This is a genomic window from Streptomyces sp. NPDC020192, assembly GCF_044388685.1.
Classification (GTDB): Bacteria; Actinomycetota; Actinomycetes; order Streptomycetales; family Streptomycetaceae; genus Streptomyces.
In genome coordinates this window covers 77,732-100,709 of the sequence record NZ_JBIRXG010000024.1, presented here as the reverse complement: position 1 = coordinate 100,709, position 22,978 = coordinate 77,732, and the positions used below count along the sequence as shown (strand labels likewise).

19 protein-coding genes are annotated in these 22,978 nt (G+C 71.4%); 11 read left to right on the top strand and 8 right to left on the bottom strand.

All coding sequences use genetic code 11. The features are described from left to right. Positions 1-3: 3 nt before the first annotated feature. On the bottom strand, positions 4-894 hold the full coding sequence (locus ACH47Z_RS35605) for a hypothetical protein (protein ID WP_399081257.1): 891 nt from the start codon (positions 892-894) through the stop codon (positions 4-6). Further along, the gene (locus ACH47Z_RS35600; RefSeq protein WP_399081256.1) at positions 891-2,066 is read right to left on the bottom strand and encodes an SPFH domain-containing protein; all 1,176 of its coding nucleotides are present in this window, start codon (positions 2,064-2,066) and stop codon (positions 891-893) included. Before ACH47Z_RS35600 ends, ACH47Z_RS35605 begins: the two co-directional genes overlap by 4 nt. Before the next feature lie 142 nt (positions 2,067-2,208). Here ACH47Z_RS35600 and ACH47Z_RS35595 point away from each other — a divergent pair, with 142 nt between their 5' ends. From ACH47Z_RS35595 to ACH47Z_RS35585, 3 genes are all read left to right on the top strand, one after another. After that, a complete protein-coding gene (locus tag ACH47Z_RS35595) occupies positions 2,209-3,432 on the top strand; it encodes an arginine deiminase (protein ID WP_399081254.1) in 1,224 nt (407 codons plus the stop codon). Between the two features lie 98 nt (positions 3,433-3,530). Next, on the top strand, positions 3,531-4,547 hold the full coding sequence (gene argF, locus ACH47Z_RS35590) for an ornithine carbamoyltransferase (protein WP_399081252.1): 1,017 nt from the start codon (positions 3,531-3,533) through the stop codon (positions 4,545-4,547). Between the two features lie 113 nt (positions 4,548-4,660). After that, the gene (locus ACH47Z_RS35585) at positions 4,661-6,127 is read left to right on the top strand and encodes an amino acid permease (protein WP_399081251.1); all 1,467 of its coding nucleotides are present in this window, start codon (positions 4,661-4,663) and stop codon (positions 6,125-6,127) included. Here ACH47Z_RS35585 and ACH47Z_RS35580 read toward each other — a convergent pair. Continuing rightward, positions 6,084-6,539, bottom strand: coding sequence for an ATP-binding protein (locus ACH47Z_RS35580; protein ID WP_399081249.1), 456 nt, complete (start codon positions 6,537-6,539; stop codon positions 6,084-6,086). The genes ACH47Z_RS35585 and ACH47Z_RS35580 overlap by 44 nt on opposite strands. Before the next feature lie 331 nt (positions 6,540-6,870). Between ACH47Z_RS35580 and ACH47Z_RS35575 the strand changes: the two genes are divergently transcribed. Both ACH47Z_RS35575 and ACH47Z_RS35570 read left to right on the top strand, forming a co-directional pair. Beyond that, a complete protein-coding gene (locus tag ACH47Z_RS35575) occupies positions 6,871-7,698 on the top strand; it encodes an enoyl-CoA hydratase family protein (RefSeq protein ID WP_399081247.1) in 828 nt (275 codons plus the stop codon). 6 nt (positions 7,699-7,704) lie between these two features. After that, positions 7,705-9,972 carry a bifunctional salicylyl-CoA 5-hydroxylase/oxidoreductase gene (locus ACH47Z_RS35570; protein ID WP_399081245.1) on the top strand — a complete coding sequence of 756 codons (2,268 nt, stop codon included), beginning with the start codon at positions 7,705-7,707 and terminating at the stop codon, positions 9,970-9,972. Between the two features lie 16 nt (positions 9,973-9,988). On the opposite strand, the gene ACH47Z_RS35565 is transcribed toward ACH47Z_RS35570, so the two are convergent. Both ACH47Z_RS35565 and ACH47Z_RS35560 read right to left on the bottom strand, forming a co-directional pair. Beyond that, the gene (locus ACH47Z_RS35565; RefSeq protein ID WP_399081243.1) at positions 9,989-10,801 is read right to left on the bottom strand and encodes a PaaX family transcriptional regulator C-terminal domain-containing protein; all 813 of its coding nucleotides are present in this window, start codon (positions 10,799-10,801) and stop codon (positions 9,989-9,991) included. A 15-nt stretch (positions 10,802-10,816) separates the two neighbouring features. Beyond that, entirely contained in the window at positions 10,817-12,409 is a 1,593-nt protein-coding gene (locus ACH47Z_RS35560; RefSeq protein ID WP_399081241.1) for an AMP-binding protein, read from the bottom strand. 536 nt (positions 12,410-12,945) lie between these two features. On the opposite strand from ACH47Z_RS35560, the gene ACH47Z_RS35555 reads away from it, so the two are divergent. Continuing rightward, positions 12,946-14,082 (top strand): acyl-CoA dehydrogenase family protein, encoded by a 1,137-nt coding sequence (locus tag ACH47Z_RS35555; RefSeq protein ID WP_399081239.1) that lies wholly within the window; start codon positions 12,946-12,948, stop codon positions 14,080-14,082. After that, positions 14,079-14,477 (top strand): RidA family protein, encoded by a 399-nt coding sequence (locus tag ACH47Z_RS35550; protein ID WP_399081237.1) that lies wholly within the window; start codon positions 14,079-14,081, stop codon positions 14,475-14,477. Before ACH47Z_RS35555 ends, ACH47Z_RS35550 begins: the two co-directional genes overlap by 4 nt. A gap of 4 nt (positions 14,478-14,481) precedes the next feature. Here ACH47Z_RS35550 and ACH47Z_RS35545 read toward each other — a convergent pair whose 3' ends face one another. After that, the gene (locus ACH47Z_RS35545; protein ID WP_399081235.1) at positions 14,482-14,676 is read right to left on the bottom strand and encodes a DUF5999 family protein; all 195 of its coding nucleotides are present in this window, start codon (positions 14,674-14,676) and stop codon (positions 14,482-14,484) included. A gap of 254 nt (positions 14,677-14,930) precedes the next feature. Here ACH47Z_RS35545 and ACH47Z_RS35540 point away from each other — a divergent pair, with 254 nt between their 5' ends. Continuing rightward, the gene (locus tag ACH47Z_RS35540) at positions 14,931-15,359 is read left to right on the top strand and encodes a DUF6299 family protein (protein ID WP_399081234.1); all 429 of its coding nucleotides are present in this window, start codon (positions 14,931-14,933) and stop codon (positions 15,357-15,359) included. Positions 15,360-15,567: 208 nt separating this feature from the next. Here ACH47Z_RS35540 and ACH47Z_RS35535 read toward each other — a convergent pair whose 3' ends face one another. Continuing rightward, positions 15,568-16,062, bottom strand: a complete 495-nt coding sequence (locus tag ACH47Z_RS35535; RefSeq protein ID WP_399081232.1) for a hypothetical protein — start codon at positions 16,060-16,062, stop codon at positions 15,568-15,570. A gap of 254 nt (positions 16,063-16,316) precedes the next feature. Between ACH47Z_RS35535 and ACH47Z_RS35530 the strand changes: the two genes are divergently transcribed. After that, positions 16,317-18,218 carry a galactose oxidase-like domain-containing protein gene (locus tag ACH47Z_RS35530; protein WP_399081230.1) on the top strand — a complete coding sequence of 634 codons (1,902 nt, stop codon included), beginning with the start codon at positions 16,317-16,319 and terminating at the stop codon, positions 18,216-18,218. A 112-nt stretch (positions 18,219-18,330) separates the two neighbouring features. Beyond that, positions 18,331-20,637, top strand: coding sequence for a Dyp-type peroxidase (locus ACH47Z_RS35525; protein WP_399081228.1), 2,307 nt, complete (start codon positions 18,331-18,333; stop codon positions 20,635-20,637). 14 nt (positions 20,638-20,651) lie between these two features. Here the strand turns inward: ACH47Z_RS35525 and ACH47Z_RS35520 are convergent, their stop codons facing one another. Next, positions 20,652-21,386 carry a GntR family transcriptional regulator gene (locus tag ACH47Z_RS35520; protein WP_399081226.1) on the bottom strand — a complete coding sequence of 245 codons (735 nt, stop codon included), beginning with the start codon at positions 21,384-21,386 and terminating at the stop codon, positions 20,652-20,654. 292 nt (positions 21,387-21,678) lie between these two features. On the opposite strand from ACH47Z_RS35520, the gene ACH47Z_RS35515 reads away from it, so the two are divergent. After that, on the top strand, positions 21,679-22,959 hold the full coding sequence (locus ACH47Z_RS35515) for an extracellular solute-binding protein (protein ID WP_399081224.1): 1,281 nt from the start codon (positions 21,679-21,681) through the stop codon (positions 22,957-22,959). Positions 22,960-22,978: the final 19 nt, after the last annotated feature.

Genomic DNA, 22,978 nt, shown 5'->3' with positions numbered 1-22,978 from the left:
AGGTCAGCCGACCAGCCGCAGCCGCTGCTCGCACACCCCGACCCGGACCGTCTGCCCCCAGGTCAGCTGGAGTGCGTCCGTCTCGATGCCGTCGCCGAAGGCGATGAGGCGGTCGGACTCGACGGTGAGCGTCAGCGCCGCCGAGGCGCCGAGCTCGCCGGCCACCAGGCTCGTCCCGGTGGCCGGCGACGGCCAGGCCTCGCGGACGAACCACACCAGCCGGTCCTCGGTGGGGGAGGGCAGCGCGATCCGGCTGCTCCGCTCCTGCCACACGGAGCGGAGCCAGCCGGTCGCGCCGGTGCCGGTTCCCACCAGCACCCCGGAGGAAGCCTGGGCCTCGACAACACCCCCGTCGTCCTCGAGACCCAGGCGGTAGCGGGCGGTCTGATGACCGGGTGTGCCCAGAAAGATCTCGTTGAGCGCGAGCAGCCGCTGGGTGTCGTCGGCGACGGCCTCCACCATGGTGAGTTCGTCCACCGAAGTGCCCGTCGACGCCAGCAGTCCGGCCGCGTCGTCCGGCCCGTGCCGTACCAGCACGCCCGGGTTGCGGCCGGGGTCGGTGTCGATGCCGATCACCGGCTGGCCGGTCAGGTACTTGGCGGCGTTCGCGACCAGCCCGTCCTGGCCGATCACCACGACCACGTCCTCGGGAGCGAACAGGAACCGGTCCAAGTCGCCCCGTTCCACCCGGGCCTGACGCCAGGGCAGCGGGACCGCAGAGGTCACCTCGGCCAGCGCGGCGCGGGCGCGGCGGTGGCGTGCGGCGACCTCCTCGATGTCCCGGCCCCGGGAGGCGAGGAAGAACGCGGCCTGGCCGTGCGTGCCGTGCCGGGCCACCAACTCCTCGTACTCCGTGGTGCGGTGGACCAGTACGGCGCGCGGGGCGAGGCTCACTCGGATCCTGCCGTGAGCCTGGCGAGCAGTCCGGTCAGCACGTCCGGCGAGACGGTCACGCTGTCGATGCGCGGCAGGTTCTCCGCGAGCTTGGCCGTGGTCAGCGCGTGCAGGGTCGTCGCGCCGTCGACGCCGGCCTCGGCGTGCGCCCGCAGCCAGGCGGCCTGGGCCTGCGCCCGCGCCTCGCCGACCTCGCGCGCGCCCTCGGCCTCGGCCCGGGCGACCCGTACGGCCCGCGTGGCCTCGGCGTCGGCCAGCAGGGCGGTCCGCGCGGCTTCCGCCTCGGCGAGCTGCCGGGACCGGGCGGCCTCGGCCTCCGTGAGCTTCAGCGAGCGTGCCGCCTCGGCCTCGGCGAGCTTCACCGACCGCTCGGCCTCGGCGTCGGCGAGCAGTACCGAGCGCTCCGCCTCCGCCCGGGCGCGCACCGCGTCCGCCGCGGCCTGCTCCTCGGCCTCACGCCGGGCGTTGGTGCCCCGCTGCTCCACCAACTGCTCCTCGCGGCGGGCGAGTTCGATGCGGCTGGCGAGTTCGTTCTCGGCGATGGTCCGCTCCCGCTCGACCGCCACGGCCCGCCGCTCGTACGTCGCCCGGTCGGCCTCCTGCTGGATCTGCTCCCGGGCCGGGGTACGCAGCGCCCGCTCGACCTCCGGCTCCGGCCGCAGCGCCATCACGCGGACGGCCACCACCTCGATGCCGGTGGCGGGCAGCCGCGGCTCGGCCGCGAGGCCCGACGCGATGCGCTCGCGTATGGCCGTCACCCCGTCCACGAGGGCCACCGACAAAGGCGTACGGGCGAGCACGTCCAGCGCGTGCTGCTGCGCCGTCTCGGTGAGAAGGGTGCCCAACTGCTCCAGCGGGGTGCCGCGCCAGGCGCCGGTGTCCGGGTCGACGGAGAAGTCCAGGCGGGCGGCGGCCACGGCCGGGTCGGCGACCCGGTAGGTGACCGTCGCCTGTACGGACACGTCCTGGAAGTCGGCCGTACGGGCATGGAAGGTCATCGCCAACTCGCGGTCGTCGACCGGCACTTCGGAGATCGCCGCGCTCAGCGGGCGGAACCAGAAGCTCAGTCCGGGACCGTCGTGCACCAGGGTGCCCGAGCGGTGGTGCCGGATGTGTGCCGTCGGCGCGCCGCGCAGATGGCGCCAGCCGAGGCGCCGGGTGATGTCGGCCATGGATCCCCCTCGTTTTTCGTCGTTGCGACGATAAGCGGAGACTCCGCTTCTCGTCAATAGGACGAGAAAAGGGCGAGAACAGGAAGCGACAGAAACGGCCGACAAGAGCGTGAAGTCGGTCGGCTGCGGCCAGGATGGAGGCATGACCTACCGTGTCGACTCCGAGGCCGGGCGCTTGCGCCGCGTGATCCTGCACCGGCCCGACCTGGAGCTCAAAAGGCTCACCCCCAGCAACAAGGACGCCCTGCTCTTCGACGACGTGCTGTGGGTGCGCCGGGCGCGCGCCGAGCACGACGGGTTCGCCGACGTCCTGCGTGACCGCGGCGTCGCCGTCCACCTCTTCGGCGACCTGCTCGCCGAGACCCTCCAGCTCCCCGAGGCCCGCGCGCTCGTCCTCGACCGCGTCTTCCACGAGAAGGAGTACGGGCCCCTCGCCGCCGACCATCTGCGCGCCGCGTTCGCGGCCCTGCCCGCGCGCGAGCTGGCCGAGGCGCTCGTGGGCGGCATGACCAAGCGGGAGTACCTGGAGGCGCACCCGGAGCCGACATCGGTCCGCTTCCATGTGATGGAACTCGACGACTTCCTCCTCGGCCCCCTGCCCAACCACCTGTTCACCCGCGACACCTCCGCCTGGATCTACGACGGGGTCGCCATCAACGCCATGCGGCTGCCCGCGCGACAGCGGGAGACCGTGCACTTCGAGGCGATCTACCGGCATCACCCGCTGTTCCGTGACGAAACGTTCCACGTCTGGTCCCAGGGGCAGGCCGACCATCCGTCCACCATCGAGGGCGGTGACGTCCTGGTGATCGGCAACGGCGCCGTCCTGGTCGGCATGAGCGAGCGCACCACGCCGCAGGCCGTGGAGATGCTGGCCTACCAGCTGTTCGCGGCCGGCTCCGCGCGCACCATCGTCGCGCTCGACATGCCCAAGCGGCGCGCCTTCATGCACCTGGACACCGTGATGACCATGGTCGACGGCGACACCTTCACCCAGTACGCGGGCCTCGGCATGCTGCGCTCGTACACCATCGAGCCGGGCGTCGGCGAGAAGGAGCTGAAGGTCACCGACCATCCCCCGGAGCACATGCACCGCGCCATCGCCGCTGCCCTCGGCCTCGGTGAGATCCGGGTGCTCACCGCCACCCAGGACGTGCACGCCGCCGAGCGCGAGCAGTGGGACGACGGCTGCAACGTGCTCGCCGTCGAGCCCGGCGTCGTCATCGCCTACGAGCGGAACGCGACCACCAACACCCATCTGCGCAAGCAGGGCATAGAGGTGATCGAGATCCCGGGCAGCGAGCTGGGCCGGGGCCGCGGCGGCCCGAGGTGCATGAGCTGCCCGGTGCAGCGGGACCCCGTATGACCGGTGAGATGAGGCGGAGGACACGCGACCGTATAGAAATTCAGGACGTCGTATAGAATTCCAGAGTTCCTGTTCCCCGTACCCCCGGAGCGCCCACCATGGCGACAGTCCCGACCGCCCTCGCCGGCCGCCACTTCCTCAAGGAGCTCGACTTCACCGACGAGGAGTTCAGCGGCCTGATCGAGCTGGCTGCCGAGCTGAAGGCGGCCAAGAAGGCGGGGGCCGAGACGCAGTACCTGCGGGGCAGGAATATCGCGCTCGTCTTCGAGAAGACCTCGACGCGCACCCGCTGCGCGTTCGAGGTCGCCGCCGCCGACCAGGGCGCCCGCACGACCTTCCTCGACCCCTCCGCCTCCCAGATCGGGCACAAGGAGTCCGTGAAGGACACCGCCCGGGTGCTCGGCCGGATGTTCGACGCGATCGAGTACCGCGGGCACGGCCAGGGCGTCGTCGAGGAGCTGGCCGCCCACGCCGGGGTCCCCGTCTACAACGGCCTCACCGACGAGTGGCACCCCACCCAGATGCTCGCCGACGTGCTCACCGTGACCGAGCACACCGACAAGCCGCTGAACCGGGTCGCCTTCGCCTACCTCGGTGACGCCCGCTACAACATGGGCAACTCCTACCTGGTCACCGGCGCCCTGCTCGGCATGGACGTACGGATCGTCGCGCCCCGGGTGCTGTGGCCGGACGAGACGATCGTCCAGGTGGCCCGGCAGCTCGCCGCCGCCTCCGGCGCCCGGGTCACGCTCACCGACGACGTGAAGGAGGGCGTGCGCGGCGCCGACTTCATCGCGACCGACGTCTGGGTGTCGATGGGCGAGCCCAAGGAGGTCTGGGACGAGCGCATCGCCCTGCTGGGCCCGTACGCCGTCACCCTGGACGTCCTCGCCGCCACCGGCAACCCGGACGTGAAGTTCCTGCACTGCCTGCCGGCCTTCCACGACCTCGGCACCAAGGTCGGCCGCGAGATCCACGAGCGGTACGGACTGACCGAGCTGGAGGTCACCGACGAGGTCTTCGAGTCCGAGCACTCAGTCGTCTTCGACGAGGCGGAGAACCGGATGCACACCATCAAGGCAGTGCTGGTCGCCACACTCGCAGAGCGACCCTAGGCACCGCCCCCGACCAGGCCTTATCCTGATCGGCGGCCCGAAACCACCCATTTCGTGCCGCCGCCGCGACCTCACATGGTCGCCCGCACCACCGAGAAACGAGCACCACCCGCATGCCCGCTCCCCGCATCAAGTCCCCGCATCTGCTGGTCGCCGAATCCGGCGCCGACCGCGAGGGACACGGCCTGAAGCGCACGATGGGCCTCTTCCAGCTCATCTGCTTCGGCGTCGGCGCCATCATCGGCACCGGCATCTTCGTCGGCCTCTCCGACTCCGTCGCCCAGGCCGGTCCGGCCGTCGTCGTCTCCTTCATCCTCGCCGCGATCACCTGCGTGTTCACCGCCTTCTCCTTCGCGGAGCTGGGCGGCGCGATCCCGGTCTCCGGCTCCTCGTACTCCTTCGCCTACGCCGGCCTCGGCGAGTCCACCGCCTTCCTGGTCGGCTGGTGTCTGCTGCTGGAGTACGGCATCTCGATCTCGGCCGTCGCCGTCGGCTGGAGCCAGTACGTCAACGAACTGCTGCACAGCCTCACCGGCGTCCAGCTCCCGGCCGCGCTGTCCGCCGGCCCCGGCGACGGCGGGATCATCAACCTCCCCGCCGTGATCGTCATCGCCATGGCCTCCGTGCTGCTGGTGCGCGGGGTGCGCGAGAGCGCCCGCGCGACCGCCGCCATGGCCGCCGTGAAGCTCGTCATCCTGGTGGCCTTCTGCGCCATCGGCTACAGCGCCTTCAAGCACGGCAACCTCACCCCGTTCTCGCCGGCCGGCCTCGGCGGCATCGGCGCGGGCACCACGGCCGCGTTCTTCTCCTACATCGGCTTCGACGCGATCACCACGGCCGGCGAGGAGGCCAAGAACCCGCGCCGGGACATCCCGGTCGCGATCATGGTCTGCATGGGCATCGTGACCCTTCTGTACTGCGCGGTCGCGCTCGCCGCGATCGGCGCCATCGGCGGCAAGCAGGTCGCCGGCCGCCCCGCGGCCCTCTCCTACGTCGTCAACGAGGTCACCGGCTCCGCCGTAGGCGGCGGAGTCATCGCCTTCGGCGCGGTCGTCGCCATCGCCTCGGTCGTCCTCGCGGTGATGTACGGCCAGACCCGCATCCTGATGTCGATGTCCCGGGACGGCCTGATCCCGCGCGTCTTCGAGAAGGTCAACCCGAAGACCTCCACCCCGGTCGCCGGCACCCTGATCGTCGCCGTCGTCTTCGCGGTCCCGGCGGCCTTCGCCTCGCTGGACGCCGTGATGAACCTGTGCACCATCGGCACGCTCGCCATCATGGCCGTCGTCAACATCGCGGTGATGGCCCTGCGCCGCCGCGAACCGGGCCTCAGCCGCAGCTTCCGTGTGCCGCTCTACCCGGTCGGCCCGCTGCTCGGCATCGGCTTCTGTCTGTACCTGATGTACGAGACGGGCTGGCAGACCTGGGTCCAGTTCGCCGTGTTCCTCGCGGTGGGCCTGGCGATCTACGCCGCCTACGGCCGCCGGCACTCCACGCTGGCCCGCACGGCCCCCGAGGACCCGGAGGCCCTCGAGGTCACGCCGGACGCCGCCGCTGAGCGGGAATCGCTGGCAGTGTGAACCACACCGCCTTGCCCGACGGGGTGGGGCGGTGTCCGCAGGAGGAGCTGAGGGCGCGGATCAGCAGCAGCCCGCGCCCGTCCTCCTGCCAGGGGTCGGGCACCTCGATCACCGGCCGGGTCAGATGGCCGGGCGGCGCCGGGTCCGGGTCGTGCACCTCGACCTGGCAGCCGGTCGGCAGCAGCTGCACCACCAGCTCTATCGGGCCGCGCCCGGCGGTGTGCTCCACCGCGTTGGCCACCAGCTCGGCCGTGAGCAGCTCCGCGGTGTCACTGTCGGCCGCGTGCTCCACCTCGGCCAGGGCCGTGCGCACCAGAGCGCGCGCCACGGGCACCGCCGCGGCGGTGTGCGGCAGCGCGATGCGCCAGGAGGCCGATTCGGTGGGGCGTTCGTGCAAGGCGAGTCCGTTCATGGAGCAGGCTGTCCTGCTTTCGACTGTAGGAATGGTACGGGCCCCGGCCACAGGGACGGTCGACGGGCTTCGCCCGGGACCCAGGCCCTGTCGGCCCGCGCCCCGGTACCGGCGGCTTACCCAGGCGACCGTCCCGCCTCGCCCGCCGGCGCCCACTGTTACGGGCCTGTCGCCGATCGGTGACGCCCGTGACCGGACTCGGCCGAACGGCGTACGGCAGGCGACAGCCGGCGTACGGGCTGTCGCGTACCCGTGACGACAGTCACAAATAGGTGATAACTTCATGGGACAGAGCAACGTACGGCACCGCCGCCCTAGGAGGCCGCACGTCATGAGTCCCTTCACCGGCTCCGCCGCCCGCACCTCCGACTGGGAGCATCTGCGGGTCCATCGCGCCGACGGGGTCGCCACCGTCACCCTCGCGCGCCCCGACAAACTCAACGCCCTCACCTTCGGCGGCTACGCCGACCTGCGCGATCTGCTCGCCGAGCTGTCCCGGGAGCGCTCGGTGCGCGCCCTGGTGCTGGCCGGCGAGGGCCGCGGCTTCTGCTCCGGCGGCGACGTGGACGAGATCATCGGCGCCACCCTCGCGATGGACACCGCCCAGCTGCTCGACTTCAACCGGATGACCGGCCAGGTGGTGCGCGCGATCCGCGAATGCCCCTTCCCGGTGATCGCGGCCGTCCACGGGGTGGCGGCGGGCGCCGGAGCGGTGCTCGCCCTCGCGGCCGACTTCCGGGTGGCGGACCCCTCGGCCCGCTTCGCCTTCCTCTTCACCCGCGTCGGCCTGTCCGGCGGCGACATGGGCGCGGCCTATCTGCTGCCCCGGGTCGTCGGCCTCGGCCACGCCACCCGCCTGCTCATGCTGGGCGAACCGGTCCGCGCCCCGGAGGCGGAGCGCATCGGCCTGATCAGCGAACTGGCGGAGGAGGGCCGCGCCGACGAAGCCGCCCAGGCCCTGGCCCGCCGCCTGGCCGACGGCCCGGCCCTGGCGTACGCCCAGACCAAGGCCCTGCTGACCGCCGAGCTGGACATGCCGCTGGCGGCCGCGATCGAACTGGACGCCTCGACCCAGGCACTGCTGATGAACGGCGAGGACTACGCCGAGTTCCACGCGGCCTTCAGCGAGAAGCGCCCCCCGAAGTGGCAGGGGAGGTGAGCTGTCGTGCGCGTGGCGATCATCGGCGGTGGGCCCGGAGGGCTGTACGCGGCCGCGTTGCTGAAGCGGCTCGATCCCACCCGTGACGTCACCCTCTGGGAGCGCAACGCCCCGGACGTGACCTTCGGCTTCGGTGTCGTCCTCTCCGACGAGACCCTCGGCGGCATCGAACACGCCGACCCCGTGGTCTACGAGGCCCTGCAACGGGACTTCGTCCGCTGGGACGACATCGACATCGTCCACCGGGGTACGGCACACCGTTCCGGGGGGCATGGTTTCGCCGCACTGGGCAGGAAACGCCTCCTGGAGATCCTGCACACCCGCTGCCAGGACCTCGGCGTACACCTCGACTTCCGTACCGAAGCCCCGCCCCCGGACGTGCTGTCGGCGGAGTACGACCTCGTCATCGCCGCCGACGGTGTGCACAGCGCCACCCGCGAGGCCTACGCCCCTGTGTTCCGCCCCCATGTGGCGACACACCACTGCCGCTATATCTGGCTCGCCGCCGACTTCGCCTTCGACGCCTTCCGCTTCGAGATCGCCGAGACCGAGCACGGCGTGATGCAGCTGCACGGCTATCCCTACGCGGCCGACGCCTCCACCGTGATCGTCGAAATGCGCGAGGAGGTCTGGAAGGCGGCGGGACTCGACGAGGTCAGCCCGCACGAATCCATCGAGCGCTGCGCCAAGATCTTCTCCGAAGCGCTGCGCGGCCGCCCCCTGCGCTCCAACAACTCGGCCTGGACGACCTTCCGTACGGTGGTCAACGACCGCTGGTCGCACGGCAACGTCGTCCTGCTCGGCGACGCCGCCCACACCGCCCACTTCTCCATCGGCTCCGGCACCAAGCTCGCCGTGGAGGACGCGCTGGCCCTCGCCGCCTGCCTGGCGGAACAGCCCGACGTACCAGGGGCGTTGGCGGCGTACGAGGCGGAGCGGCGGCCCGTCGTCGCCTCCACCCAGCGGGCCGCCCGCGCCAGCCTGGAGTGGTTCGAGAACCTCCACCTCTACCGCGACCAGCCGCCGCGCCAGTTCGCCTTCAACCTGCTCACCCGCAGCCGCCGGGTCACCCACGACAACCTCCGGCTGCGCGACTCCCGTTTCACCGGGGCCGTCGAGCGCGAGTTCGGCTGCCCGCCGGGCACGCCCCCGATGTTCACCCCGTTCCGGCTGCGCGGACTGACCCTGCGCAACCGGGTCGTCGTCTCGCCGATGGACATGTACTCCGCCACCGACGGCGTCCCCGGCGACTTCCACCTCGTCCACCTCGGCGCCCGCGCCCTCGGCGGGGCCGGGCTCGTCATGACCGAGATGGTGTGTGTGAGCGAGGAGGGCCGGATCACCCCGGGCTGCGCCGGTCTCTACACCGGCCGGCAGGCCGAGGCGTGGCGGCGGATCACCGACTTCGTGCACCGGCAGGCGCCGGGTACGGCGATCGGGGTGCAGCTCGGCCACTCCGGCCGCAAGGGTTCCACGAAGCTGATGTGGGAGGGCATCGACGAGCCGCTGCCCGAGGGCAACTGGCCGCTGGTGGCCGCCTCCCCGCTGCCGTACAAGCCGGGCAGCCAGACTCCGCGCCAGCTCTCCCGGGCCCAACTCACCGACATCCGCGAGCAGTTCACGGCGTCCGCCTGGCGGGCCGCGCGGGCCGGGTTCGATCTGCTCGAACTGCACTGCGCCCACGGCTACTTGCTCTCCGGCTTCCTCTCCCCGCTCACCAACCACCGCACCGACGCCTACGGCGGCTCGCCGGAGAAGCGGCTGCGGTTCCCGCTGGAGGTCTTCGACGCCGTCCGCGCGGTGTGGCCGGCCGAGCGGCCGATGACGGTCCGCATCTCCGCCACCGACTGGGCCGAGGGCGGTACGACCGCCGAGGACGCCGTCGGGATCGCCCGTGCCTTCGCCGCGCACGGTGCCGACGCGATCGACGTCTCCACCGGGCAGGTCGTCGCCGAGGAACGGCCGGAGTACGGGCGGTCGTACCAGACGCCGTTCGCCGACCGCATCCGGCAGGAGGCGGGCGTCCCGGTGATCGCGGTCGGCGCGATCTCCTCGTGGGACGACGTGAACTCCCTGATCCTCGCCGGGCGCACCGACCTCGCCGCGCTGGCCCGACCCCATCTGTACGACCCGCACTGGACCCTGCACGCGGCGGCCGAGCAGGGCTACGACGGCCCGGGTGTCGCCTGGCCCGCGCCCTACCGGGCGGGCAGCCGCCGCCCGCAGACCGGCCGCACGGACGCCCCGAAGCCCCGGCTGAGCCTGGACGGTTGATGGGGTCGGCTTCCCCTCACACCCCGGCGAACTCCGCCCCCGCGTCCCGCAGCCGCGCGTGCAGCCCGTGGAAGACCTCCGCCGAGCGCACGCCCGGCCAGCCCGCGGGCAGCAGGTGGGTGGGCAGGCCGGGGTCGGTGTACGGCAGGTGGCGCCAGGAGTCGAGGGCGAGGAGATAGTCGCGGTAGGCCTCCGCGGGCGGGGTGCCCGGGCGGTGTTCCCAGGCGTGCAGCACCGGGGCGTGCGCGTCCAGGAAGCGCTCGTGCTCCTTGGCGATCGCGGTCAGGTCCCACCAGCGGGCGACCGCCTCGGCCGTCGGTGCGAAGCCCAGGTGCTCGCCGCGGAAGAAGTCCACGTACGGGTCCAGGTGGAGCCGGCGCAGGGTGTGTTCCGTCTCCTCGTACAGCCGGGCCGGGGCGATCCACACTCCGGGGGCGGCCGTGCCGAAGCCCAGGCCGGACAGCCGGGAGCGCAGCACATGGCGCTTCTGCCGCTCCGACTCGGGGACGGAGAAGACCGCCAGCACCCAGCCCTCGTCCTCGGGGGGCGCCGTCGCGTAGATGCGGCGGTCGCCGTCGTCCAGCAACTGGCGTGCCTCGGGGGAGAGCTCATAGCCGGCGGCGCCGCTGTCCGTGCGGGCCGGCAGCAGCAGGCCACGCCGTTTGAGCCGGGACACCGAGGATCGGACGGACGGCGCGTCCACGCCGACCGCGGCCAGCAGCCGGATCAGCTCCGCGACGGGCACGGGGCCGGGCATGAAGCGGCCGTACGCGCCGTAGAGCGTGACGATGAGGGACCGGGGGGCGTGCTGCTCGGACACGTTGATCATTTTAGGTCTTCTGCATCACTGCTGGTCACCATCGGTGCGCAGGCGGAACCGCTGCAACTTGCCGGTGGCCGTGCGGGGCAGCGCGTCGAGGAAGACGAACTCGCGCGGGCATTTGTACGGCGCCAGCTCGGAGAGGAGGAAGGCGCGCAGGGCCTCGGGGTCGCGCGGCGCCCCCTGGCGCAGCACCGTGTAGGCCACGGCCGCCTGTCCGCGCCTTTCGTCCGGGCGACCCACGACCGCCGTCTCCACCACGTCCGGATGACGCAGCAGCGCGTCCTCCACCTCCGGACCGGCGATGTTGTACCCGGCGGAGATGATCATGTCGTCGGCGCGGGCCACATAGCGGAAGTAGCCGTCGGGCTCGCGGACGTAGGTGTCGCCGGTGACGTTCCAGCCGCCGCGCACGTACACGCGCTGGCGCGGGTCGGCCAGATAGCGGCAGCCGACCGGGCCGCGCACGGCCAGCAGACCGGGCTCGCCGTCGGGCACCGGCCGCCCGTCCGTGTCCTGGACGCGCGCCTGCCAGCCCGGCACCGGAACCCCCGTGGACCCGGGTCTGATGTGCTCGTCGGCGGCGGAGACGAAGATGTGCAGCAGCTCCGTCGCGCCGATGCCATTGATGAGCAGCAGGCCGGTGCGTTCGTGCCAGGCCCGCCAGGTGGCCGCGGGCAGGTTCTCGCCGGCCGACACACAGCGCCGCAGCGACGAGATGTCGTGGCCGTCCAGCTCCTCCAGCATGGCGCGGTAGGCGGTCGGGGCGGTGAACAGCACCGAGACCCGGTGCCCGGCGATCGCGGGCAGCAGGTGCTTCGGGCCCGCCTGCTCCAGCAGGAGGCTGCTGGCACCGGCCCGCATCGGGAAGATCACCAGGCCGCCGAGGCCGAAGGTGAAGCCGAGCGGGGGACTGCCGGTGAAGACGTCGTCCACATGGGGGCGCAGCACATGCCGGGAGAAGGTGTCGGCAATCGCCAGCACATCCCGGTGGAAGTGCATACACCCTTTCGGGCGACCCGTCGTACCGGAGGTGAACGCGATCAGGGCCACGTCGTCGGCCGCGGTGTCCACCGCCGGGTACGGCGTGCCGGGCGCGGGGCGGTGCAGGAGGTCGTCGGGGCCGTCGCCGCCGTACGTCATGATCCGCAGCCCGGGTATGTCGGCCTTCGCCAGGTCCTCCACCGACCGGATGTCGCACAGCGCGTGCCGCACCAGGGCGATCTCGCACATGGTCGCCAGCTCGTGCGGGCGCTGCTGAGCCAGCACCGTGACCGCTATGGCGCCCGCCTTCAGCACGGCCAGCCAGCAGGCGGCGAGCCAGGGCGTGGTGGGGCCGCGCAACAGCACCCGGTTGCCGGGGACCACGCCCAGCTCGCCGGAGAGCACGTGCGCGATCCGGTCGACGCGGTCGCGCAGCTCTCCGTACGTCCAGCTGGAGCCGTCCGGGGTGTGGAACACCGGGCGGTCGGGGTCCGCGTGGTCCAGGAGTTCCGCCGCGCAGTTCAGCCGATCGGGGTAGCGCAGCTCCGGCAGATCGAAGCGCAGCTCGGGCCACTCGTCCGGCGGAGGCAGATGGTCGCGCGCGAAGGTGTCGACGTGGGCCGAGACATGCATGGCGGTTCGCCCCCTTGCCGTGCCACGTGTCCGTACGGGCTTTCTGGTGGGCTCGCGCCTCGAGCGTATCGTGTTGGTGACGGCAGTCAACCGCACGCGATAACGTCGGAGGAAGACGGGACTTGGCCGGGCCGGCCGGCCTCGGCGAGCACCGGGACGGGCCGGTGCGGCCGTCCCGGCCGATGAAGGGAGGCGGGCTGTGTGTGGCTCGCCTGGGAAGAACGCGAGAGGGTCCGACGTGGCCTCTCCCGAGGGTGACGGGTGGGCTATTTGGCTCGGCCGGGAAGAAGGCGGGAGGGGCGTGGCGGCCTCTCCCGGACGGTGACGGGAAGGGCCGTGGTGGTCTCTCCCCGAGGGTGACGGGTGGGCTGTGTGGCTCTCTCGGATGGCGATGGGGTGGGCTGGGTGGCTCGCCCGGATGATGGCGGCGTGGGCTGTGTGGCTCGGGCCGGGAAGAAGGCGGGACGGGTCGTGGTGGCCTTTCCCGGACGGCGATGGGGAGGGCCATGGTGGTCCGCCCCCGGAGGGAGGACGGCGTGCCCGCATTCTCGCTCGAACCGGAACAGACCGCCTGGTGTGCCGAACTGCGCGCACTGGCCGCCGAGCGGCTGCGCCCGCTGGCCGACAAGGGCGAGCCGGGGCACGTCAACCGGCCCCTCCTCGCCGAACTCGGCGGGCTCGGCCTGCTTCAGCGGCTGTTCACCTCCGGCGCGCTCGATCTGTGCCTGATGCGGGAGTCCCTCGCCCAGGCCTGCACCGAGGCCGAGACCGCCCTCGCCCTCCAGGGCCTTGGCGCCCATCCGGTGCACGCCCACGGCAGCCCGGCCCAGCGTGAGCGCTGGCTGCCCGGGGTCGCCGACGGCAGTGCGGTCGCCGCCTTCGCGCTGAGCGAGCCGGGAGCCGGTTCGGACGCGGCCGCGCTGTCCCTCGCGGCCGAGCCCGACGGCACCGACGGCTGGCGGCTCACCGGCGAGAAGTGCTGGATCTCCAACGCCCCCGAGGCCGACTTCTACACCGTCTTCGCCCGCACCGCCCCCGGCGCCGGAGCCCGGGGCGTGACCGCGTTCCTCGTCCCCGCCGACCGGCCCGGACTCACCGGCAGCGCACTGGAGATGCTCTCCCCGCACCCCATCGGCGCCCTCGCCTTCGACGCCGTACCCGTCACCGCCGCCGACGTCCTCGGCGAGGTGGACCGCGGCTTCGCCGTCGCCATGGGCACCCTCAACCTCTTCCGCCCCAGCGTCGGCGCCTTCGCCGTCGGCATGGCCCAGGCCGCCCTCGACGCGACGGTCCGCCACACCCGCCGACGACAGGCGTTCAACGGCAGGTTGATGGACCTTCAGGCCGTCGCCCACCAGGTCGCCGAGATGGCGCTGCGCACCGAGGCGGCCCGGCTGATGGTGTACGCGGCGGCCACGGCGTACGACCAGGGCGCCCCCGGTGTCCCGGGGCGCGCCGCGATGGCCAAGCTGCTCGCCACCGAGACCGCGCAGTACGTCGTCGACACCGCCGTCCAGCTGCACGGCGCCCGCGCCCTGCGTCGCGGCCACCTCCTCGAACACCTCTACCGCGAGGTGCGCGCACCCCGCGTCTACGAGGGCGCGAGCGAGGTCCAGCGGGGCATCATCGCCAAGGAGTTGTACGCCATGACCCAGGACCGGGAGGCCCAGTGACGACCGAGCGCGTCAACCCGCCCGAGCTGTCCCCGCCCACGGGCTTCTCGCACGCCGTCGTCGCCTCCGGCTCCCGCGTGGTGTTCCTCGCGGGCCAGACCGCCCTCGACGCCGACGGCAAGGTCACCGGCGGCACGCTCCCCGAGCAGTTCGAGAAGGCGCTCGGCAACCTCCTCACCGCCCTGCGCGCGGCCGGCGGCACCCCCGCCGACCTCGCCCGGGTCACGGTCTACGCCACGGACGTCGCCGCGTACCGCACCCAGGCGAGCCAACTGGGCCGTATCTGGCGGGACTTGGCGGGCCGGGACTATCCGGCGATGGCCGTCGTGGAGGTCGTACGGCTGTGGGACGAGCAGGCGATGGTGGAGCTGGACGGGTTCGCCGTACTGCCGTAGCCGCTCAGGCCGCCACCGCGAGGCGGTCCGCCGGGACGCGGCACGGCGGGACCACGCTGCCGTCCGGGTGCAGTTCGCCGCTGTCGTCGAAGACGATCGAGCCGTCGCACAGCAGGGTCCAGCCCTGTTCGGGATGGGCGGCCACCGGGTGCCGCGTGGTCGGGTCGGACGCGGGGCACGAGGACCGGCAGGAGCACATGGCGCACCTCCACAGCGGAGCGTGAGGGGGGGCCGGCGGGATCGCCCGCCGCCCGTCATGCATAGACCATGCGCTCGTCGTGAACGCGCCGGAACCGCTCGCCGTGAAGCGTGACAACACCCGGACAACTCCCGGACGGTTCCATGACGCGCCACCGTTGGAGTGACGGTCACGCCCCTGGGCGCGGCCGCCCGGTATCCAGTGGAGCCCTCGACCCCATGCATCCTCTACCCCATGGAACCGGGAGGTACCCCATGCCCGTCCGCCCCGCCCTCGTCGCGGCCCTCGGCGCCGCCGCCCTGCTGTGCGTCGCCGCAGCCCCGGCCGGCGCCGACCCCTCCGAGACCGTCACCGTCGACCCCACGGGCTCGCTCGCGGCCGACGGCACCGTCACGCTCTCCGGCACCTACCGCTGCCTGCCCGGCACCGGCCCGGTGTTCGTCAGCTCCGGTCTCAGCCAGAGCGACTCGCGCGTCAAGCACGGCATCGGCGGCAGCACCGCCCAGTGCGACGGCGCCGAGCACCGCTGGCAGAACTCCGGCAAGGTCTCCTCGGAGAACCTCAAGGACGGAAACGCCCATGTGCAGGCCACCCTCATGGAGATGCGGCCCTCGGGCTTCCCGCCGGTGCTGCCCGTCTTCCACGCGGTCGACGACCAGGACATCACGCTCTTGAACCGGTGAGCTCCGGCCGTGCGCCGGGCGGCCCGGGCGTGGGGCGGGCCGGGCCGCCCGGTGTCGTGGCGGCACGCCGGTCGATGAGAACCCGCCGGCGGAAGACGGACGAAGGGGCCGACGGCCGCCGGGACTTCTCCCGGGCCGGAGACCCGGGCGAGCCATGCCGAGCCGGTGCGGGGGAAGTTCCTGTCGGTGGCCGCCGTCACACGCCGTGTCACATGCCGTGCATCTCCGCGTCGTCGCTGCACGTGAGATGGATCGTCAGATCGGCCGGACCCGCCTCGTGCTGCTTCTTGTCCTTGTCCTTGTCCTTGTTCTTGTCCGTGCCGTCCGGCCAGTGCTGCTCGTGCTGCCCGTGCTGCCCGTGCTGCTCGTTCGACGGCTGCTGCTGCCACCACGTGGTCTTGCGCACGGTGACGATCCAGCCGCTGGCGTTGTCGTTGGGCCGGTTCTCCCACACGTCGGCGGGGGCGTCCTCGGAGAGCCGGGTGCCCTTGGGGGCGGACAGGGTGTAGCCGCCGCCGTAGGCGTGCTGTGTCGCGGGGCAGAACACCTCGTGGCGGGTGCCGTCGGCGCCGCCGGGGATGAGCGTGGCGGCGATGTGCTGCGGCGGCTCCGGCGGGTCGGCGAGCGCCGAGGCCGGCGCGGCGGCGTAGCCGAGCAGGGCGAGGGCCCCCGCCGCGGCGAGGGGGACACGGGTTGCGGTCATGCGTAAGGCTCCTCGGAAAATCCTCGGGGTGAGGGGGAGGGGGACTGGGCCCGCCCATTGGAGCCCGCCGGTCCTGGCCTGCCCCCATGGACACGCAGCGTTACCGCTTATCGGGGTAAAACGGTCAATCTTTCGAGCGGGCAACCACATATCGCTACGGTGTGTGATTAACTTCGGGTGTTCCGTCACTCTACGTGGTCGCCTCGTGCTGCCCCGCGCCACGCACGGCGTCCCGTGTTCTCCCGAGGAGTCCCATGTCCCGCAGAGGGATCCCCCGCAGCCGGAGATGGACGTTCGCGGCCGGCTGCGCCGTGGTCGTCCTGTCCGTCACCGCCCCCGCCGCGCTCGGCTCGACCCCGGCCAACCGGCACCACTTCGACCCCCATCCGGGGGGCGTGCACATCACCCAAGAGCAGATCGCCAAGGAGGTCCGCCCCGACGAGGTCAAGGCCCTCGGCCGGGCCCGCGCGGAGGACCTGGCCCGCGACCGCATCGGCCTGCGCGCCGTCGACACCGGCTATCCGCAGCCGACGCGCAACCGCAGCCTGAAGGAACACACCGACTCGCAAGCGGAAGCGAACGCGGGCTTCGACGCGTCGGTGTACGGGAAGTTCGCCCAGTACATCGGCAGCCCGGACTACGGCGACCACGTCGCCCTGCTCCCCACCGGCAAGGTCCTGCTGTTCTCCTTCGAGGCCGTCGAGGACAACCCGAACAAGGAGACGGCACCCACCCAGGTCATCGGCCGCCAGAACGCCGGCCGCGCCTACGTCTGGACCCCGCCCGCACCCGACGACCACACGGGCACCGGCACCTTCAAGGCCGTACCGCCGCCGACGGTACCCATGGACGACGGCCTGAACGAACCGCGCCCGGCCCCGATCTTCTGCGCCGGACATGCCTACCTGCCCAACGGCATGGTCGGCATCTTCGGCGGCAACCTCGGCGGCAACCACGGCACCGGCGCTCACCTCGCCTTCGTCTTCGATCCCTGGACCGAGACCTGGCACCAGCAGAAGGACATGGCCGAGGGTCGCTGGTACCCGTCGGTCGTCACCGGCGCCGACGGCCGGCAGTTCATCACCTCCGGCCACGGCGACGTCGGCTGGGGCAAGCTGTCGAAGTCCATCGAGCGCTTCCCGGCCAAGAACACCGCCGTGACGTACGCCCCGAACTCCGCGCCCGACCAGCAGTCGCTGGACAAGTGGCCGATCAAGGCCCAGTACTCGACCGACTACCCGCACCTGTTCTCGCTGCGGGACGGCAAGATCTACGGCTTCGGGCGCACCTACAACGAGCAGTACGCCTTCGACCCGCAGAACGAGACCGTGCAACAGCTGAAGGACCGCACCGACGGCGGGGAACGCAAATACGGCTCCGCGGTGGCCCTGCCCAACCCCACCCCGGGCAGCGGTCCCGACTCCGTGCTGGTGCTCGGCGGCAACCACGCCGACAAGAGGACGTTCCGGTTCGACGGCAGCAACTGGCAGGAGGACAGCCCCCGTGCCTTCGGCCGCACCATGGACGACACGCTGATCTTCCCCGACGGCCGGCTGTGGACCGTCAACGGCGCCTTCGACATCCGCGACTACGGCAACGGCGAGTACAACCCGACCGCCGACGACAAGTGGCGCCAGACCGAGCTGCGCGGTACCGACGGCACCTGGAAGCTCGGCCCGCAGCAGCGGCTGCCGCGCGGCTACCACTCCAACGCGGTGATCCTGCCCGACGGCCGCATCATGATCACCGGCGACGAGCTCCAGGAGATCGCCAACAACCCGGACATCAAGTCCGGCAACAACGGCTCGATCGAGATCTTCGAGCCGCCGTACCTGCTCCAGGGCGGCGCGCGGCCCGGGGTGCGCACCATGCCGGACGGGCCGATCGGGTACAACACCGACTTCCAGATCGACACGACCGACGGCAAGCTGGCCCGCAAGGTCGTGCTGATGGCGCCCATCACCTCCACCCACTCGGTGGACACCAGCCAGCGCCGCATCGAGCTGCAGATCAACGGGCGGGCCGGCAACACGCTGGACCTGCAGAGCCCGCTGTCCACCAAGGACGCCCCGCCCGGCTACTACCTGCTCTACGTCCTCGACAGCAGAGGCGTGCCCAGCATCGGCAAGTGGGTGCAGCTGCGCCCTGGCTCCTGACCCTCCCGAACCGTCCCCTGCCACCGGACCCGGGCGGCCGGCCCACGGGTCGCCCGGAGACGTCCGGTCACCGAAGTCCGTCCCCGTCCCCCCACCAACAAGGGAGACCCCCATGGCGCTGCGCGACAGCACCGAGATCCAGGGCGACATCCTCGCCGGATTCAAGAAGGACCACATGACCCTGCTCTTCTTCCGCTTCGGCGACGCGCCCGCCGCCCGGAGCTGGCTGAAGGACCTGGTCCCGCAACTGGCGACGACCCAGCAGGTCGCCGCCTTCAACGCCAGGTTCAGCGAGGGCAAGGACAACCTGCAGGGCGCCGACCCGGACCTGAAAGCCATCTGGGTGGGCCTCAGCCTCACCTATCCGGGGCTGACGACCCTCACCGGCAAGCAGGACCTGCTGCCGGAGAACGACGGCATCGACACGGTCGGCGCCTTCGTCCAGGGTGCCGCCCGCCGTGCCAAGCCCCTGGGTGACGTCGACAACAACAAGCCCGACAACTGGCTGTTCGGCGCCACCCAGAACCAGGTCACGCATGCCGTGCTCACCGTCGCCGCCGACCGCAAGGACGACCACGACAGGGAACTCACGCGCCAGACGGATGCCGCCACACGGGCCGGCATCGTGATCGTCCACGCGCAGAGCGGCGCCACCCTGCCCCCACCCCGGCGCGGCAAGGAGCACTTCGGCTTCAAGGACGGCGTCAGCGAACCGAACGTGGAGGGCATCGAGGAGAAGCCCGAGCCGGGCGCCCGGCTCCTCTCCGCCGACTTCTTCGTCCTCGGTGCCACCGGCAGTGCGCTGCCCGAGGGCGTGCCCGAGTGGATGCGCAACGGCTCCTTCCAGGTCGTACGGCGGCTCGGCCAGGACGTGCCCGGCTGGTGGGCGCAGGTCGGCACCGAGCTGAAGAAGCTGAAGGACGCCAAGGTGGTGGGGGAGAAGACGTCGATGGAATGGCTCGCCTCCCGCCTGGTGGGCCGCTGGCGGTGCGGAGCGTCGGTCCAGAACCACCCCGACGCCACACGGGACCCGTTCATCGACGACCCGAGCATCAAGCCGGACAACGTCATCAGCTACAAGAACGACCCGGACGGCGTGATCACCCCGCTCTTCTCCCATCTGCGCAAGACCAATCCGCGCGACGGGCTGATCGACGAGGGACCGGTGGACGAGCAGAAGTTCCTCGACCGGCGCCGCATCATCCGCCGCGGCATCCCCTACGGCGCCCCGTTCGACCCCACCTCCCCGGGCGGCGGCCCCGACGAGGAGCGCGGCCTGGTCTTCATCTGCTACCAGTCCGACCTGGTCGACCAGTTCGAGTTCATGCAGCGGAACTGGGTCAACACCCCCAACTTCCCGCCGGGGCGCAACCCCAAGCCCGGTCCGGACACGATGATCAGCGGGGTGCTGAGCAAGATCGGGAACGGTGACGTCGCCTTCGAGACGAACACCGACGGCAAGCACGACATCACCATGCTGAACTTCAAGCCCTTCGTACACACCGAGGGCTCCCTCTACGCCTTCACCCCCTCGATCTCCACCCTGCGCAAGCTGGGCGAGGGCCGGCTGGACGGCGCGGCGGTGGCGGGAGGCCAGACCGGGACCCAGACGCAGCAGCCCAAGCCGCAGCCGCAGGTCCAGCCCGGCCCGGTCGACGAGATCCTGCCCTGGCTGGACGTCCAGGGCCGGTACTGGGTCTTCTCCGGCAACAAGGTCCGGGTCGTCGGCGTCGGTGCAGAGGAAGTGGACCAGCTCACCACCGGCACGGACGACGCCACGGGGATCGTCTTCGGCGATCCCGTGGACCTGTCCACCTGGCCCGCGTTCCAGGGCGTGGAGCGGGTCGACGCGATCTGGCCGGTGCCGGACGAGCAGAGCCTGAACGGCGAGAGCAGCTACTGGCTCTTCCACACCCTGAACGGCACTCAGGTCTACCGGCGGATCTGGATCGCCCTCAACAGCCGCCACACCAGCCGTACCATCGGCGGCGACATGCCGCTCACGAACTGGCGGACGGCCTTCGGCGGAGGCACCCGCGTCACGCATGTCGACGCGGTCCTGCCGGTGCCCGACATGCAGCACGTCAACGGCAGGTCGCAGTACTGGCTCTTCCACACCACCGCCGCGGGTCAGCGCTACCGGCTCGTGTCCGTCGCCGAGGAGCCGTTCCACACGGACAGCCTCGACCGGGACGACCGCGAGCTGTCCCAGTGGCAGTCCCTGAGCGGCATCACCAAGGTGGACGCGTTCGGGCTCGTCCTCGGCAAGTACCGGGCCGGCGGCAAGACCTGGTGCTGGGTCCAGCATGACGGCGGCAAGTACCGCACCATCTCCGTCTCCGACGGCTTCGGCCACCAGGACACCCCGGTCGGCAACCGCGGCTCGCGCCCGAACGCCGCCTGGTTCCGCCGCGGCTGAGCCTTCCCCGCGGGTCAGTGGCCGCCCGGCCGGCGCAGGGCGGCCACGAACTTGTACCGGGACCCCCGGTACACCGAGCGCACCCACTCCACCGGGGTGCCCTCCGCGTCCCGCGAGTGGCGGGACAGCAGCAGCATCGGCAGCCCCACGTCGGTGCCGAGCAGCTGCGCCTCGCGCGGGGTCGACAGCGAGGTCTCGATGGTCTCGTCGGCCTCCGCGAGATGGACGCCGTACACCTGGGCGAGCACGGTGTACAGCGAGGGCTGCGCCGCGAGTTCGCGGCGCAGCCCGGGGAAGCGGCGGACCGACAGATGGGTCGTCTCGATCGCCATCGGATCGCCGCTGGCCAGCCGCAGCCGCTCGACGCGCAGCACCCGCTCGCCGAGCCCGATGCCGAGCAGGCCCGACAGCTTCTCGTCCGCGGGGATCTCCCCGATGTCCAGCGTCTGCGAGGCCGGGGTGAGGCCCTGGGCGCGCATGTCCTCGGTGTGCGAGGTCAGCTGGAGCGTGCGGTAGAGCTTGGGCTGGGCGACGAAGGTGCCCTTGCCCTGGATCCGGTCGAGGCGGCCCTCGCCCACGAGTTCCGTGAGCGCCTGCCGGATCGTGGTCCTCGACGTGTCGAACCGGACCGCGAGCAGACGCTCCGCGGGCACGGCCGAACCCGGCTGCAGCGCCTCGGTCATGGCGAGCAACTGCTGCTTGATCCGGTAGTACTTCGGCACGCGCGCGCTGCTGACGTCAGTGGTCATGCCTGCCTTCCCGGCTGTGTGAGTGGTCTCCCGTTATAGCGACCCGCCGCCCATTGGTCTAGTCCAACCGGAGAAGCCCGGCAAAAGGGGACGGAGGCCCTCCGGTGACTTTCTCGTAACGGCCTTCACCGGCTTTCTGAACCACCCTTGACACCCCGAAAGGTCTAGGCCAAGCTCCACCGTACTGGTCTACACCACTAGTGGCCAGGTCCCGAGCCCTACGTGCAACAGCGTCGTACGCAGGTCACCGCCGAGGGCGTGGGGGGTAAGTGGCATCCCTGAGGAGGGTGGCGTGAAGCGCAAGCTCGCTGCCGCGATCGGAATCGCGGGCATGATGGTCTCCGTTGCGGCGTGTGGCGGAAACAGCGGCAAGGACAGCGGCAAGGACGCGGGACCGGACAGCTGGAAGGGCCAGACGCTGACCGTCTGGACCATGGACGGCTCCGCGCCGCCGCAGTGGACCAAGGACGTCCAGGCCGCCTTCGAGAAGAAGACCGGCGCGAAGCTGAAGTTCGAGATCCAGAAGTGGGACGGGATCCAGCAGAAGATCACCACCGCCCTCTCGGAGGACAACCCGCCGGACGTCCTGGAGGTCGGCAACACCCAGACCCCGGCCTACGCGGCCACCGGCGGCCTCGCCGACCTCGCCGACGTCAAGCAGGCCATCGGCGCCGACTGGACGCCGTCGGTCTCCCAGTCCTCCGTCTTCCAGGGCAAGCAGTACGCCGCCCCCTGGTACTTCGCCAACCGTGTCGTCATCTACAACAAGGCGATCTGGGCGAAGGCCGGCATCAAGGACACCCCGAAGACCCGCGACGAGTTCCTCAAGGACCTCGACACCATCGGCAAGAAGACCGACGCCGAACCGCTCTACCTGCCGGGCCAGAACTGGTACTTCCTCGACGGCCTGATCATCGGCCAGGGTGGCGAACTGGTGAAGAAGCAGGGCAGCACGTACGTCTCCAACCTCGCCGACCCGAAGGTCGCCGCGGCCATGGAGGTCTACAAGAAGTACGCGTCCTACTCCAAGGCCCCCAAGGACAAGGACGAGGCCACCCCGCAGCAGGCCACCATCTTCGCCAAGGGCAAGACCGGCGCCATCATCGGCATGGGCTGGGAGGCCGGCACCGCCGTCCAGACCAACAAGGCCATCGAGAAGGACCTCGGCTACTTCACCATCCCGGGCGAGAGTGCCGGCAAGCCCGAGGGTGTCTTCCTCGGCGGCTCCAACCTCGCCGTCGCCCAGAACAGCAAGAAGCAGTCCCTGGCCAAGGAGTTCCTGAAGATCGCCCTGTCCGACCAGTACGAGGGCGAACTGGCCAAGCTCAACGGCATCGTCCCGAACAAGACGGCCTTGGAGAGCAACCTCAAGGGCAACGCCGCCGCCGAGGCCGCCGCGCCCGGCGCCGCGGCTGGCGGCACCACCCCGCTGATCCCGGAGTGGGCCGCGGTGGAGAACACCCCGAACCCGATCAAGTCGTACATGACCGCGGTCCTGAACGGCAAGGACCCCGCGGCGGCCGCCAAGGACGTCGAGGGCGAGATCAACAAGCGCCTGGCCCAGAAGAACTGACGACCCGCGCCGGGGGCGT

Bases quoted from the DNA above. Each gene is read 5' to 3' on its own strand.
- ACH47Z_RS35565 (WP_399081243.1), bottom strand. From the start codon at position 10,801: ATGATCAACGTGTCCGAGCAGCACGCCCCCCGGTCCCTCATCGTCACG.
- ACH47Z_RS35595 (WP_399081254.1), top strand. From the start codon at position 2,209: ATGACCTACCGTGTCGACTCCGAGGCCGGGCGCTTGCGCCGCGTGATC.
- ACH47Z_RS35545 (WP_399081235.1), bottom strand. From the start codon at position 14,676: ATGTGCTCCTGCCGGTCCTCGTGCCCCGCGTCCGACCCGACCACGCGG.
- ACH47Z_RS35580 (WP_399081249.1), bottom strand. From the start codon at position 6,539: ATGAACGGACTCGCCTTGCACGAACGCCCCACCGAATCGGCCTCCTGG.
- ACH47Z_RS35520 (WP_399081226.1), bottom strand. From the start codon at position 21,386: ATGACCACTGACGTCAGCAGCGCGCGCGTGCCGAAGTACTACCGGATC.
- ACH47Z_RS35530 (WP_399081230.1), top strand. From the start codon at position 16,317: ATGTCCCGCAGAGGGATCCCCCGCAGCCGGAGATGGACGTTCGCGGCC.
- ACH47Z_RS35525 (WP_399081228.1), top strand. From the start codon at position 18,331: ATGGCGCTGCGCGACAGCACCGAGATCCAGGGCGACATCCTCGCCGGA.
- ACH47Z_RS35560 (WP_399081241.1), bottom strand. From the start codon at position 12,409: ATGCATGTCTCGGCCCACGTCGACACCTTCGCGCGCGACCATCTGCCT.
- ACH47Z_RS35600 (WP_399081256.1), bottom strand. From the start codon at position 2,066: ATGGCCGACATCACCCGGCGCCTCGGCTGGCGCCATCTGCGCGGCGCG.
- ACH47Z_RS35535 (WP_399081232.1), bottom strand. From the start codon at position 16,062: ATGACCGCAACCCGTGTCCCCCTCGCCGCGGCGGGGGCCCTCGCCCTG.
- ACH47Z_RS35575 (WP_399081247.1), top strand. From the start codon at position 6,871: ATGAGTCCCTTCACCGGCTCCGCCGCCCGCACCTCCGACTGGGAGCAT.
- argF (WP_399081252.1), top strand. From the start codon at position 3,531: ATGGCGACAGTCCCGACCGCCCTCGCCGGCCGCCACTTCCTCAAGGAG.
- ACH47Z_RS35540 (WP_399081234.1), top strand. From the start codon at position 14,931: ATGCCCGTCCGCCCCGCCCTCGTCGCGGCCCTCGGCGCCGCCGCCCTG.
- ACH47Z_RS35585 (WP_399081251.1), top strand. From the start codon at position 4,661: ATGCCCGCTCCCCGCATCAAGTCCCCGCATCTGCTGGTCGCCGAATCC.